Raw genomic sequence first — 13113 nt, 5'->3', positions numbered from 1 at the left:
AAAAATATGGACACTAACCAAAACAAACAAAGCTATGCATTACCGATAGCAATGATGTTTGCACTCTTTTTTATGATTGCCTTCGTTACAGGTTTACAAAATCCGATGGGAGTAATTGTAAAAAACCAATTTCAGGCAAGTAATTTACTCTCACAATTAGGTAATTTTGCCAATTTTCTCGCCTATGCTTTCATGGGAATTCCTGCAGGTTTAATGCTGCAAAAAATTGGTTATAAAAAAACTGCTCTTACTGCAATTTTGGTAGGTATTGCTGGTGTAGCAATTACTTTCTTCTCTGGTAAAATCGAAAGTTTCGCCGTTTATTTAATCGGGGCATTTGTAGGTGGTTTCTCTATGTGTATGCTAAATACTGTAGTAAACCCTATGCTAAATACTTTAGGTGGAGAAGGAAAAAGAGGTAACCAGTTATTACAATTCGGTGGTACTTTAAATTCTATGGGAGCTACTATCGTTCCAGTATTAGTAGGTTATTTAATGGGAGATGTAGCTAAAGCTACTATTTCAGATGCTAATCCAGCATTATTCTTAGCAATAGGAATTTTTGTTTTGGCATTTATCGTATTATATTCTATGAGCATTCCAGAGCCACACATTGTAGCAGAGAAAAGCACTGAGAAAAATACACACAGTCCTCTTTCATTCAGACACTTCGTATTAGGAGCAATTGCAATTTTCGTATATGTAGGTGTAGAAGTAGGAATTCCAAATATTGCTAATCTTTATATGACTGGCGACTTACAAATTAATGCTACCACTGCTGGAACTGTAGTAGGAACATATTGGTTCTTAATGTTAGTAGGAAGATTAACTGGAGGAGTTTTAGGTTCTAAATTTTCTAGTAAATCAATGTTAAGTTTCGCAGCAGTTTTAGGATTAGTATTTGTACTTTTAGCAATCTTCTTACCAAAAGACCAAATGGTAAGTATGCCTGTTTTCCAATCTGATATTTCTTTCGGATTAGCTCAAGTTCCGGTAAGTATTATGCTATTGGTATTATGCGGATTATGTACTTCTGTAATGTGGGGAGGAATCTTTAACTTAGCTACAGAAGGATTAGGAAAATATACTGCAGCTGCATCTGGCATTTTCATGGTGATGGTTTGTGGTGGAGGAATTATCCCAGCAATCCAAGGTTATGCTGCTGATATCTTCGGATATGTACAAAGTTATTGGGTAGTAGTTATAGGAATTACTTATATGCTATTCTATGCATTAGTAGGAAGCAAAAACGTAAATAAAGACATTAAAGTTGACTAACATGAAAGAAAAACATGCAATTGGTATCGATGTAGGTGGTACCAACACCAAATTCGGTATCGTAAATAAAAAAGGTGTAATTCTAGTTCAAGACAGAATTAAAACCAACGAACATGAAAATGTAGAAGAATTTATAGATGATTTAGCAGAAAAACTTAATCCTATGATTGAGCAATATGGCGGTCCAGAAGCATTCGTAGGAATAGGAATGGGAGCTCCTAATGCTAATTATTATCAAGGAACTATAGAATATGCAGCCAACCTAAAATGGAAAGGCATTATTCCTATGGCTGAACTTCTAGAACAAAAATTTAAAATTCCGGCTAAATTAACAAATGATGCTAATGCTGCTGCAGTAGGCGAAATGCAATATGGTGCTGCTAAAGGAATGAAAAACTTCATCACCATTACTTTAGGAACTGGAGTAGGAAGCGGAATTATCATTGATGGAAAAATCGTTTTAGGACACAACGGTTTTGCAGGAGAATTAGGTCACGTAATTGTAAGAAATGGTGGTAGAGAGCACAAAGGAACTGGATTGAAAGGTTCTTTAGAAGCTTACGCATCTGCAACAGGTGTAAGAGATACCGCTATTGAATTATTACAAGAAACTCAGCACTCTCCTAGTTTATTAGAAAATTATCCTATCAATGAATTGACCAGTGAAACCGTATTTAAATGCGCAGAACAAGGAGATTCTTTAGCCAATGAAGTTTTCGAATTTACAGGTCAAATTTTAGGAGAAGCTTTAGCTACTTTCGTACATTTTTCTGCACCTGAAGCCATTGTACTTTTCGGTGGATTGACCAAAGCTGGTGACCTTATCATGAAGCCAACCAGACAAGCTATGGAAGACAACTTATTACAAGTTTTCAAAAATAAAGTTAAAATTTTGTACAGTGACTTACAAGAAGCAGATGCTGCAATTCTTGGAGCAAGCGCTTTAGTATGGTAAAAATTTTAAAAAATAAACAATCATTATTTTGGGCAGGCTTATTGTTTGCCCAATTTCTTTTATTCTATATCTTTTCAAAAAACGAAATAATCGTTCATCAATTCACTGCTATTTTTCATTTGAAAAAAGAATTTCAAAATGAGCTTTTCTCTCATTTTATATTTTCTTTTGGGGATATTTTTTATATTATTTTCATCTTTTTCCTTTTACTTTTTCTTTTCAAAAGTATTAAGAGCAGAAACTTTAGCGTTCTATTGATTATACTAAATATTTTTTATTTTATTTATCAAATTTCATGGGGAATGCTGTATTTCCAAAAACCTCTTTATGACAAAAATAAAGTAGAAATCTCCACCAAAGAATTAGAAAAACTTACTTTAAAATACATAGCATTAACCAATCAAGAAAGAAAAAAAATTGAAACAAAGCATATATTCAAAATTAAAAATATTGAAGTACTAAAGTCAAGCATACTTCATTCTCAAAAGCGCTTACCAAAAGAGTATTATCCATTTAAAACGTCAAATATTGACATCTTTAAAACGAGCTTATTTAATCCACTAATAAGCTATACAGGAATACTTGGATATTACAATCCATTTACCACAGAAGCACAATATAACGCTGAGTTACCTAACACTTACATTCCTTTCACGTTGTCTCATGAAAGTGCGCATCAATTAGGTTTTGCAAGGGAGCAAGAAGCTAATTTTATAGGCTTCCTCATTTGTAAAAACTCTAACAATTCTGAACTCAAATACAGTGCTTATTTATACGCAACTAAAACTTTGGTAAACGCATTGCGAAATACTAATCCAGAGTTTGCTGCTCAAGCAACTTTATTTCTCTCTCAAGAAGTGAAGAATGACCTCAAAAACGAGCAATTATTCAAAGAAAAAAACGATTCTTTTATCGCCGAAATATTTTATTTCGCCAATGATATTTTCTTAAAATCAAACCAACAAGAAGGTAGCATTACTTACTCTTATTTCATTGATTTACTGGTGTTATACGAACGAAGAAAGGCATAAAAAAGAATCACATCCTAGGATGTGATTCTAAAAACACAAATGATGAAAAAAAATTTATTGCCTTCGAGCGATAGCTCATTGAAAGCGGTGTAAAAATACATATTTCTTTTATACTAACAAAATTTTTTACATCTTTTTTCAACTAATTTTTGTCATTTCTTCATTATGAAGCATTAAGATATTATTATTCACTAAAAATTGTAATAAAAGAAACTGTATGATAATTTCTTTTGAGAAAATTAGAGAATTAATCATAATTTTTAACCAAAAAAAAGCAATAAATATTTAGAATATTTATTGCTTATCTTGTAGCGAAGACGGGATTTGAACCCGTGACCTTTGGGTTATGAATCCAACGCTCTAACCACCTGAGCTACCTCGCCGTTTTTCGTGGTGCAAATATATAAATAATTTTAAAGTCTACAAATTATTTTAGCTGTAATAATTCTAAAATTTCAGAAAAGTTATCTGGGTTAGCGATAATCTTATTCTTAGCATCTACGATATAAAAAGTTGGTGTTGCATGAACATTATAAGTATCTACATAACTGCTGTACCAACCTTTGAGTTCTGTATCATTAATCCAAGGCAGCATTTTTACTTTATCTGAATAAGACTTCGCATCAGAATCTAAAGAAAGGCCTACTACTTCTATATTTTTTTCTTTCAATTTATTATACTGAAGCACCATTTCTCCAATTTCTTTTTCGCAGTGAGAACAAGTAGAAGACCACAATATGATAATCTTTTTATCTGCCTTCACATCGTGTAGAGATTTCACTTTAGTATTTACAGGATTTAAAAAAGTATTATTGGGAATAATCTTTCCAATTTCTGTATTCGCATTAGATTTTATAGTATTGGCTAATCTATCATTAATGGTACATTTTAAATTTTTGGCTTCTGTAAGATATTTTTCTTTTAAATCTTTAATGCTGTAAACATTAAAAATTTCAATTAATTCCGAAAGTATTGTTTGTCCACGAGGCGTTTCTACATTTACTGCAGTAAGTAACTTATCTACTTCATCACCTAAACTTGATCTACTTGTATTGCTTAAAAAAACCATGAGAATAGGTTTGAGCAAAGAAGAAGTTTCTAAATAGTTTTGTGTATTATTTAAAAAAGAAATGATCTCATCGTTTGTAGGATTCTTTTTACTAACAGATTCTTGTAAAAAATTTTGGTAGGTTTTGAAATAATAACTTAAGAAAGGATGTTTGTCCGAATCAAAAACAATGTCTGCACTTAAGTTAGAAACTTCATTTTTTAGTGCAACCCCAAAATCTGAATTTTCTTTATAAAAATTCTGTATTTGATAGAGTGCAGGTAAAATTTGTTCTCTTTTTTTCTGTTGGTCTTGAATACTATAAAATATATTATTGACTTCGTCATAATAATCTATCTGCTGTACTTTATTATTTTTAACCGAAAACTTAAGGTCTACATTTTTATTCTCTGAAACCAGGTTTAAAGAAGTATTAGCCTGAGGAAAATAAACTTTTAATAATCCTAAATAGCTATTTTTAACCTGAAATAGCCAAGTATTATTTTTTTTCTCGGCTTTGTCAATTAAAATATCTTTAGAACCATTAACAGTATAAAGATAAGCTTCATTAAATGAAAAATCTTTGGGAGATTCTACCTTAATGGTAAACTGAGCTGAAGCAAAATAACTTAGTAATAAAAGTGTGGTTTGTAACAGTTTTCTTTTCATGCAATAAAGATAAAAAAAAACTCACGAGTAGTGAGTTTTTTTTACATTTTATATATTATTCATTTTTAATTTTCTGTGTGCATAAGCAATTACAAATATTGCCACTAAAAGTAATACAACAATGTAATTATCAATCGGAGTTGCAGGGCCTCCAATATCTCCAGACTCCGGTTGAGGTGGAGGTGGTGGAACAACTTGGGCCAAAGCTAGCATGGTACCAAGAAAAAAGCTAAAGCTTATAAATAATTTTTTCATTGTGCTTCTCATGACTTGTGTTTTTATTTTATTACTTTCTTGGTTACTATTTCTCCATCATTAGACTTAATTTTTACGATATAAACTCCATTAGTAACATTATCTAAAGGTAGTTTATAATCATCATATGTAGAAACTTTTTTAGCAGAATGTAATAATTGACCTACAGAAGAATAAACTTCAATATCTGCTTGTTTCCAATTCTTATTAAATCTTACAATATATCCTTGATCTTTTTTAGCTACAATTGTTTGACCTTTTAAAAGTTCAGAAGTGCCTAGAACTCCTGCTGGTTGTTCATAGAATAAACCGTAAGTAAAGTTGGTATTTGTTAAGGAAAATGTATCACCGCTTTTAATTTTGGTTAATGTACCATTATTGCTGTAATAAAATGATTTTCCGTTTGATAAATTACCTTTATCTTCCACTAACTTACCTCCTTCAATTAGGAAGAATTTTAATTTAGCTGCATTCGCATTATTAACAACCAAAGGAATCTCTTTCCCTGAAAAATCTACTTCATTTGCTTCATTGATAAATAAATTATAATTAGCATTTACATCTGCACCTCCAGAAAGTTGTTCTTCCTTAGTATAAATAGAAGTAGAACCTGTAGTAGCTTGCATTCTAGCATTTTCAGGAGAGAATCCAGAAACTGCTTCGTTATTTACAATATAAAACGTTCTTCCTATTTCAGTATCATTAGCATCATACAATACTACACCTAACTGCTTGGTAACTACTGGTGCATTACTTACTCTAGCGGTTACAGAATAAGGAGTAGCTTCAGGTCTTGCTGTTTGAGCAAATCTTCTTGTTTTTGAAAATTTTAAAGTTTGAGAAGTATTGTCTGATAGCTTAATCATAAATTCTTGCATAGGCTTTATTACCAAATCATTTGCAAGGCCTCCATTTACATTTCCTGCAGAGTCAAAAGTTCTAACAACAGCAGTGGTAGAAGTATAAATAGTACCAACTGGGAAAGAATTTTCAATACCTGAAGTGTAATAAGAAATACCATTTAAATTAGAAATTGCATTTTCATCATCAGTTGCTGCAGTTCCTTTTTTCACTAATGATAAATCTATATTAGTTAAATAAGGATTCCCATGCTGATAAAGGTTTTTACCATAATCGGCACTCCATTTTGTAGTTACAAAAGGATCATCTACATAAGTGTTATAAATTTCATTGTATGCATTTTTAGTAGCACCATTTGTTCCGAAACTTCCACTAAAAGCTCCCGCAAGTGTAACTTCTGTATCTGCGGTATTTAAATCAGACACTGGAACTCCTTTGAAGATTTTTTTCATAGAGTTCGCAGAGTATAAATCAGACGCGCTAGAAGGTACATATCCCTGCAAATTTGCATTTGGATTTTCTGCAACTAACGTTGGATTCCAAACTTCAGTTCCGTCATACAACCTTCTAGACAAGATGTAATAATCTGTTGGTTTTCCTACTACAGTTGGAGTAAGAGTAGTAGTTAATTGATCAAAAGCAGCGGTGGTATTATTCCATTTAAAAACTGATCTTTTATTAAATCTGCCTGTTACAGTTAAGGCAGAATTAGCCACATTAATATGTGGTAATGAAGCTTGTAAATCAGTAATTGAATAATTATAGAAAGGAAGTGCAACTTGCTGTCTTCCTGTATTTCCGTGTTTTACATCTACATATTCTTTGTTTATCTTACCTGTTATATTGGCTTGAGGCATGCCTTTAATATACAATTGACCATAAACAGAAGGAGAAGAATATTGTAAACGAAAATCAGCAGTTGGAGCAACTTCAAAACTTTGAGAAGGGGTAACGACCATAAAGTCTCCTATGGTATTTACTTTAGCATTTCCATCAAGTTTTACACCACCTCCACTGTAAACTAATGCTTTATCCTGAACATGGACTAGAGCACCGTTTCCTAAGTAAGTGAGTTGTGCATTCACGAAAGCGCACACTCCTACTAAAGATAATGTGAGTAAATTTTTTTTCATTTGTTTGTGTTTTTTCAAGAATTTATAAAACTCTTTGAATGTACAAATATAGCAAATTTATATTAAAAGACAAACTATTTATATAAAAATATCCTCATTATCAATGAGTAAGTCTTTTTCTATTTCATCTATTTTGTACATATAATCCTCGAGAACCTTCTCAGTAGTACCTCTAAGACCTCTTGCTCCTAAACCCTTGTCAATGGTATAGTCTACAATTTTTTCAAGAGCTTGATCCGTAAATGCAAGTTTTATGCCGTCTAACCTAAAAAGTTCAACAAATTGATTAATGATAGAATTTTTAGGTTCTGTAAGGATTCTAAGCATTGTTTCTTTGGTCAGTTTATCCAAATGAGTAACAATAGGAAATCTACCTAATAATTCAGGAATAAGCCCGAAACTTCTTAAATCTGTAGCATTTAATTTTTCTAAAATATAGCTTTCTTCTTCTACTTTAGAATGTTTATCTGTACTGAAACCTATCGCTTGCTTATTGAGTCTTCTCTCGATGATTTCTTTAATTCCATCAAATGCTCCACCTGCAATAAATAAAATATTTTGAGTGTTTACTTGAATGTATTTTTGGTCAGGATGTTTTCTTCCTCCTTGTGGTGGAACATTTACAATACTTCCTTCTAGAAGCTTCAATAAACCTTGTTGAACCCCTTCACCAGAAACATCTCTGGTAATACTCGGATTGTCTGATTTTCTGGCAATTTTATCAATTTCGTCGATAAAAACAATTCCTTTTTCCGCCTTTTCAACATCATAATCCGCCACCATTAAAAGTCTAGACAAAATACTTTCTACATCCTCTCCTACGTAACCTGCTTCTGTTAAAATAGTAGCATCTACAATACAAAACGGAACGTTTAATTGCTTAGCAATGGTTTTTGCTAAAAGTGTTTTCCCCGTTCCTGTTTCGCCTACCATAATAATGTTAGACTTCTCAATTTCTACAGATTTATTTTCGTCTTTATTATGAAGAAGTCTTTTATAATGGTTATAAACTGCTATAGACAATTGTTTTTTGGCTTGATCTTGACCAATTACGTATTCGTCTAGAAATTCTTTAATTTCTCTAGGTTTTTTAAGTTCTTCAATCGAGGTAGCTGGCGAAAACTCTTCTTCATGTACACTTTCTTTTACGATAGCATGCGCTTGCTCTACACAGTTTTCACAGATAAATCCATTTTGTCCTGAGATTAAAATTTCAACTTCAGATTTTTTTCTTCCGCAAAATGAGCATTGATTAGGATTCATTCTTTTTATTTTTGAAAAAACTCAAACTTCGCTATGAAATTTGAGTTAATATATTTTAAGAGTTAATTATTTTATTTTGAATTTCTTGATATTCTTCTGATGAAAGTTTCAGCCTTTCGTTTCCAAAATTAAGGTCTTGCATGGTATTCATGGGAACCAAATGAATGTGTGCATGAGGAACTTCTAATCCTATCACAGCCACTCCTACTCTTACACAAGGCATCGCTGTTCCAACTTTTTTGGCTACTTGTTGAGCAAATCCCCAGAGATTTTTAAAATCTTCTGATTCTAAATCAAAGATTAAATCTACTTCTTTCTTAGGAATCACAAGAGTATGACCTTTAGCTAATGGCATTACATCTAAAAAAGCCAAATAATTTTCGTCTTCAGCGATTTTGTAGCAAGGGATTTCTCCGTTTACAATTTTGGTGAATATAGAACTCATAATTTGTAAATTTTAAAGATTAAAATTACAATGAAATTTCTAAAACTTCAAAAGAAAGTTTATTACCGTTTGGTAAAACAATCTCCGCAGTTTCGCCTACAGCTTTACCTAATAATCCTTTTGCAATAGGAGTATTTACCGAAATTTTTCCTGCTTTAATGTCAGACTCATTATCGGGAACCAATGTAAATTTCTGTTCTTGTTTAGTAGCATTATTTTTAAGACGAACGGTACAAAGAATAGAAACTTTAGAAGTATCTAATTGACTTTCGTCAATCACTTTAGAGTTTGCGATAGTATCTTTAATTTTAGAGATTTTCATTTCTAGCAAACCTTGCGCTTCTTTCGCGGCGTCATATTCTGCATTTTCAGATAAATCTCCTTTGTCTCTTGCTTCTGCGATTTGTTGAGTAATTTTAGGTCTTTCTATGCTTTCGAGTAGTTCTAACTCAGCCTTCATTTTTTCCAAACCTTCTTTGGTTACATAATTCATTACTTTACTCATATCTGGTTATTTTGCGTTAATGTTAATATAAAAAAATAATCCGACCTTTGCCGGACAATATTCATTAAAATTTCAAGTTACAAAGATATGATTAATTTTAATATGAAACCAAGCCTTTTAAAAATAATTATCCCAATTTTACTGGCTTTCAGCGCATTAAAAACGCTCAACTCTTGTTCCAACAGAGAAGAAACTACCAGTTGTTTTCCCAATCAATTTATTTCTGTTCAACTCAATTTAAGCCTACCTTCTTATTATCCTCTTAACAATATTGGAGGCTGGATTTATGTCTCAGAACAGCAATCTGGAAACAGAGGCTTAATCGTTTACAGAACCAATGATGGTTTCAAAATTTATGATAGAAACGCGCCACATATTTGTCCTTCCGCAGACACTACATTAGAAGTGGAAAATGGAAGCTTGGTTATTTGCAAAAAAGACAATGCAAAATGGTTTCTTAATTCTGGAGCGCCTGCTTCTGTAAGTCCTTATCCTCTGAAACAATATTTTTATAATTATAATTCTTCTACCAATATTTTAAATATTTATAATTAATTTAGAGGCATGAAAATAGTAGTTCAACGTGTAAAAGAAGCATCTGTAGCAGTAGAAGGAAAAATTGTAGGAGAAATTTCTCAAGGCTTACTCCTTCTCATCGGTGTAGATGAAAGCGATACTCAAGAAGATGCCAATTGGTTAATAAAAAAAGTGGTAGACTTAAGGATTTTTTCTGATTCTGAAGGAAAAATGAATCTTTCTGTAAAAGATGTAGCGGGAGAAATTTTATGCATCAGCCAATTTACTTTAATCTCGGATTACAAAAAAGGCAATAGACCATCTTATATAAAAGCAGCTAAACCAGAAAAAGCCATTCCTTTATTTGAATATTTTAAATCTGAGATTGCTAAATCTGGCCTAAAAATAGAAAGTGGGATTTTCGGGGCAGATATGAAAGTATCTTTACTGAATGACGGTCCTGTAACTCTGGTTCTGGACAGTATCACCAAAGCGTAGAATTTCTAAGACATCCATAAAATAAAATAGCATCCAAAATTTGGATGCTATTTTTGGGTGAATGATGGGTCTCGAACCCACGACCTTCGGAACCACAATCCGACGCTCTAACCAACTGAGCTACAATCACCGTTTTTGCGTGTGCAAATATATAAAATTTTTAAAACAATTAACAAATAATTCCTTCAAAATTTTTAAATGCTAATAACTTTTCAGTTGTGAAACCTTCTGCATATTCTACTCCACTCAATCTTCCTAAATCTTGCGCTCTATAAGTTAGACTTTCTAAGAAATCTTTTGTCGCGATGGGAGTCATTGGTTCTGTGGAAGTTGGGTCATAAAACTGAGTTTTATATGCTAAACAAGCTTCAATTTTTTTGTCTAGAAAACCAGAAATATCCATTACAAAATCCGGTTCAATATTTTTCCACTGAATGTAATGGAAAACTTGTTTTGGCCTCCAAAATTTTTGAGATTCCCCTTCATAATCGGTTTTTATCTTAACCAATCCTGATAAAAAACACGCATCTGAAACTAATTTTGCTGCTTTCGCATGATCAGGATGTCTATCGTCTATCGCATTACAAAGCACGATTTCTGGTTGGTATTTCCTAATCATTTCAATAATTCTAAACTGATATTCTTGAGAATTGATGATAAAACCATCTTTCATTTTAAGATTTTCTCTAGCAGAAATTCCTAAAATTTCAGATGCAGTTGCCGCTTCTTGCGCTCTGGTTTCATTAGTTCCTCTTGTTCCTAATTCACCTTCAGTAAGGTCTATGATGGCTACTTTTTTTCCTTCGGAAATTAATTTTGCTATAGTTCCTCCACAGCCTAACTCTACGTCATCTGGATGTGCTCCTATTGCTAAAATATCTACTTTCATGGGCCAAAAATACAGAAATTAAATTTAAATTTTCAAATTTAGAATTAAAAAAAGCTTCTCAATAGAGAAGCTCATTTTTTATTTCATTAATTCTTTTTGTAAAAGAAGTGAGTTTTTATCGTCTGGTTTCATCGCCAGTGCTTTTTGTAAAGCTTCATTTGCTTTTACTTTATCCGTAGAGTGTAACAAGTAAGCTACAGAATAGTAAGCTCCAAACAATGTTTCTTGTAAAGCTTGTTGTTCTGCTGGAGTTTTAGTTAATGCTACATCTATATATTTCTGGAAAGCTACAGCAGCTAATTCTTTATAACCAGCTTGTTGTAATGCATAACCTTTGCTATAATAAGCCGGTTCCCAAGTTGGAAGAAGATCATTCATCTTTTGCCAAGCTAGAGCAGCACCATCCCAGTTACTTACTTCTTGATAAGCCATTGCTAAATTAAACAATGCAGTAGTATCTTCTTTATTAGCAGCTACTTGTTTTTTGAGAGCCACAATATTATCATTAGAAGGACCTGCATCTGCTTTTGCTTGAAGTTCTGCAGCACCACTTGATGCTTTTGCAAATTCTGAATCCCAATCTAAGGTATCATCTTTAGCAGCTTTTACAACCGCTAATTTTTCATTAGCTTTTTGCATTAAAGCGGCTTTTGCAGCAGCGTCTGCTTCTTTAGAAGCTAATCCTGCATAAATCACAGCTTCTAAACCAGCATCACTCGGGATGATTCTAGATTGCTCTACTTTTGCATAATAAGTTTCTAGATTAGTTTTAGCATTCACAAAATCATTTTCATTATATTGTAAATAAGCTCTTAACTTGAACTTAATTGGATCATTTACTTTGTCAAAAACCTTATCTAAAGTCGCTTTAGATTCAGCAAAGTCACTATTAATAAAGTATAACTTCGCAATCTCTAATGCTGTACTTGGATCTTCGTCTGCATACTTTGTATAATTAATCAAACTCTGAGTAGTTTCCTCATGTTTTTGGAAAATTTTATTATACTGAGCTTGTGCTTTATATGCTGGAGCATAAGTTGCATCTGTATTGATTGCTTTTACAATATTTTCTTCTGCTTTTTTATATTGCTTAGCAGCCATCCACAATGTTGCCATTCTGTAGAAAACAGAAGCTTTATTTTTAGCAACTTCAGAAGCTCTATCGTAAGCAGTCATTGCATTTCCTGGATCTCTAGTTAATCTGTATGCATCTCCTAAAGTATAATAATAGTAAGCAGGAACACCGTATTTCTGTGCTTTTTCAATTGCTTTATTGATATAAGTAATGGCTAAAGCTGGATCATTGTTATTTTCGAACATGGTAAGCGCTTCTCCAATTCTATAAAGAACTTCTGCGTCTTTTTCTTTAGACTCTTTTGCAACCTGAGTAAGTTCAGTGATTGCTGAAGCTTTTTGACCTTTCCCTAATTTAATGGTAGCAAGACCAATTTTATTAAGATAGCTTTTAGAATCAATTGCTAAACCTTTATCGAAATTTTCTTTAGCTAGTTCAAAATTTGGTTCAAACTGACTTAAATATGAGTATCCTAAATAATAATAGTTTTCTGCAGTAGGTGATTTAGCAATCATCTGATTAAAAATTTCCTTAGCCTTTGCATATTTGTGGCTATCTAAATTAATAATCCCTTCTGACACTGTTTGTGCGCTTGCAAAACTTAATAGAAAAGTTGCCGTTGCACCAAAAACTATTTTTTTAGGAAGTCCGAATCTATATTTCATTTTTCTATTTTTTTATTGTTAATGTAT

At 32.3% G+C, this 13113-nt stretch carries 13 protein-coding genes and 2 tRNA genes; 5 read left to right on the top strand and 10 right to left on the bottom strand.

What is annotated here, in order from left to right:
• Nucleotides 1-6: 6 nt before the first annotated feature.
• Genes EB819_RS00485 through EB819_RS00475 form a run of 3 tightly spaced genes read left to right on the top strand, consistent with a single transcriptional unit; the run spans nt 7 to nt 3264 of the window.
• Entirely contained in the window at nt 7-1278 is a 1272-nt protein-coding gene (locus EB819_RS00485; protein WP_069797937.1) for an MFS transporter, read from the top strand.
• Nucleotide 1279: 1 nt separating this feature from the next.
• Nucleotides 1280-2233, top strand: a complete 954-nt coding sequence (locus EB819_RS00480) for an ROK family protein (RefSeq protein WP_069797935.1) — start codon at nt 1280-1282, stop codon at nt 2231-2233.
• Nucleotides 2227-3264, top strand: a complete 1038-nt coding sequence (locus tag EB819_RS00475) for a DUF3810 domain-containing protein (RefSeq protein WP_069797934.1) — start codon at nt 2227-2229, stop codon at nt 3262-3264. Before EB819_RS00480 ends, EB819_RS00475 begins: the two co-directional genes overlap by 7 nt.
• A gap of 309 nt (nt 3265-3573) precedes the next feature.
• Here the strand turns inward: EB819_RS00475 and EB819_RS00470 are convergent.
• From EB819_RS00470 to greA, 7 genes are all read right to left on the bottom strand, one after another.
• Nucleotides 3574-3647: transfer RNA gene (locus tag EB819_RS00470), tRNA-Met, on the bottom strand.
• A 44-nt stretch (nt 3648-3691) separates the two neighbouring features.
• Nucleotides 3692-4981, bottom strand: a complete 1290-nt coding sequence (locus EB819_RS00465; RefSeq protein ID WP_069797932.1) for a TlpA family protein disulfide reductase — start codon at nt 4979-4981, stop codon at nt 3692-3694.
• 48 nt (nt 4982-5029) lie between these two features.
• The gene (locus EB819_RS00460; protein ID WP_124878631.1) at nt 5030-5236 is read right to left on the bottom strand and encodes an Fjoh_0651 family PID-CTERM protein; all 207 of its coding nucleotides are present in this window, start codon (nt 5234-5236) and stop codon (nt 5030-5032) included.
• Nucleotides 5237-5259: 23 nt separating this feature from the next.
• The gene (locus EB819_RS00455; protein ID WP_124878629.1) at nt 5260-7230 is read right to left on the bottom strand and encodes a T9SS type A sorting domain-containing protein; all 1971 of its coding nucleotides are present in this window, start codon (nt 7228-7230) and stop codon (nt 5260-5262) included.
• 78 nt (nt 7231-7308) lie between these two features.
• Nucleotides 7309-8493: an ATP-dependent Clp protease ATP-binding subunit ClpX gene (gene clpX / locus EB819_RS00450; protein WP_069797928.1), complete on the bottom strand. Its 1185-nt coding sequence runs from the start codon at nt 8491-8493 to the stop codon at nt 7309-7311.
• 55 nt (nt 8494-8548) lie between these two features.
• Nucleotides 8549-8938, bottom strand: coding sequence for an HIT family protein (locus EB819_RS00445; RefSeq protein ID WP_069797926.1), 390 nt, complete (start codon nt 8936-8938; stop codon nt 8549-8551).
• 25 nt (nt 8939-8963) lie between these two features.
• A complete protein-coding gene (gene greA / locus EB819_RS00440) occupies nt 8964-9431 on the bottom strand; it encodes a transcription elongation factor GreA (RefSeq protein WP_069797966.1) in 468 nt (155 codons plus the stop codon).
• Nucleotides 9432-9530: 99 nt separating this feature from the next.
• Between greA and EB819_RS00435 the strand changes: the two genes are divergently transcribed.
• Together EB819_RS00435 and dtd are read left to right on the top strand one after the other, a co-directional pair.
• Entirely contained in the window at nt 9531-9998 is a 468-nt protein-coding gene (locus EB819_RS00435) for a hypothetical protein (protein ID WP_245993177.1), read from the top strand.
• Between the two features lie 9 nt (nt 9999-10007).
• Nucleotides 10008-10457, top strand: coding sequence for a D-aminoacyl-tRNA deacylase (gene dtd, locus EB819_RS00430; protein ID WP_069797922.1), 450 nt, complete (start codon nt 10008-10010; stop codon nt 10455-10457).
• Nucleotides 10458-10512: 55 nt separating this feature from the next.
• Here the strand turns inward: dtd and EB819_RS00425 are convergent.
• From EB819_RS00425 to EB819_RS00415, 3 genes are all read right to left on the bottom strand, one after another.
• A tRNA-His gene (locus tag EB819_RS00425) sits at nt 10513-10588 on the bottom strand.
• A gap of 38 nt (nt 10589-10626) precedes the next feature.
• The gene (gene bshB1, locus EB819_RS00420) at nt 10627-11346 is read right to left on the bottom strand and encodes a bacillithiol biosynthesis deacetylase BshB1 (protein WP_069797920.1); all 720 of its coding nucleotides are present in this window, start codon (nt 11344-11346) and stop codon (nt 10627-10629) included.
• 78 nt (nt 11347-11424) lie between these two features.
• Nucleotides 11425-13086 (bottom strand): tetratricopeptide repeat protein, encoded by a 1662-nt coding sequence (locus EB819_RS00415; protein WP_069797918.1) that lies wholly within the window; start codon nt 13084-13086, stop codon nt 11425-11427.
• Between the last annotated feature and the right edge of the window lie 27 nt (nt 13087-13113).

This window comes from Cloacibacterium normanense, from assembly GCF_003860565.1.
Classification (GTDB): domain Bacteria; phylum Bacteroidota; class Bacteroidia; order Flavobacteriales; family Weeksellaceae; genus Cloacibacterium; species Cloacibacterium normanense.
The sequence above is the reverse complement of the archived record's forward strand: the minus strand, read 5'-3'. Positions and strand labels throughout refer to the sequence as shown.

Bases quoted from the DNA above. Each gene is read 5' to 3' on its own strand.
- EB819_RS00465 (WP_069797932.1), bottom strand. From the start codon at position 4,981: ATGAAAAGAAAACTGTTACAAACCACACTTTTATTACTAAGTTATTTT.
- EB819_RS00455 (WP_124878629.1), bottom strand. From the start codon at position 7,230: ATGAAAAAAAATTTACTCACATTATCTTTAGTAGGAGTGTGCGCTTTC.
- dtd (WP_069797922.1), top strand. From the start codon at position 10,008: ATGAAAATAGTAGTTCAACGTGTAAAAGAAGCATCTGTAGCAGTAGAA.
- EB819_RS00415 (WP_069797918.1), bottom strand. From the start codon at position 13,086: ATGAAATATAGATTCGGACTTCCTAAAAAAATAGTTTTTGGTGCAACG.
- EB819_RS00460 (WP_124878631.1), bottom strand. From the start codon at position 5,236: ATGAAAAAATTATTTATAAGCTTTAGCTTTTTTCTTGGTACCATGCTA.
- EB819_RS00480 (WP_069797935.1), top strand. From the start codon at position 1,280: ATGAAAGAAAAACATGCAATTGGTATCGATGTAGGTGGTACCAACACC.
- EB819_RS00435 (WP_245993177.1), top strand. From the start codon at position 9,531: ATGATTAATTTTAATATGAAACCAAGCCTTTTAAAAATAATTATCCCA.
- bshB1 (WP_069797920.1), bottom strand. From the start codon at position 11,346: ATGAAAGTAGATATTTTAGCAATAGGAGCACATCCAGATGACGTAGAG.
- EB819_RS00445 (WP_069797926.1), bottom strand. From the start codon at position 8,938: ATGAGTTCTATATTCACCAAAATTGTAAACGGAGAAATCCCTTGCTAC.
- clpX (WP_069797928.1), bottom strand. From the start codon at position 8,493: ATGAATCCTAATCAATGCTCATTTTGCGGAAGAAAAAAATCTGAAGTT.
- greA (WP_069797966.1), bottom strand. From the start codon at position 9,431: ATGAATTATGTAACCAAAGAAGGTTTGGAAAAAATGAAGGCTGAGTTA.
- EB819_RS00475 (WP_069797934.1), top strand. From the start codon at position 2,227: ATGGTAAAAATTTTAAAAAATAAACAATCATTATTTTGGGCAGGCTTA.
- EB819_RS00485 (WP_069797937.1), top strand. From the start codon at position 7: ATGGACACTAACCAAAACAAACAAAGCTATGCATTACCGATAGCAATG.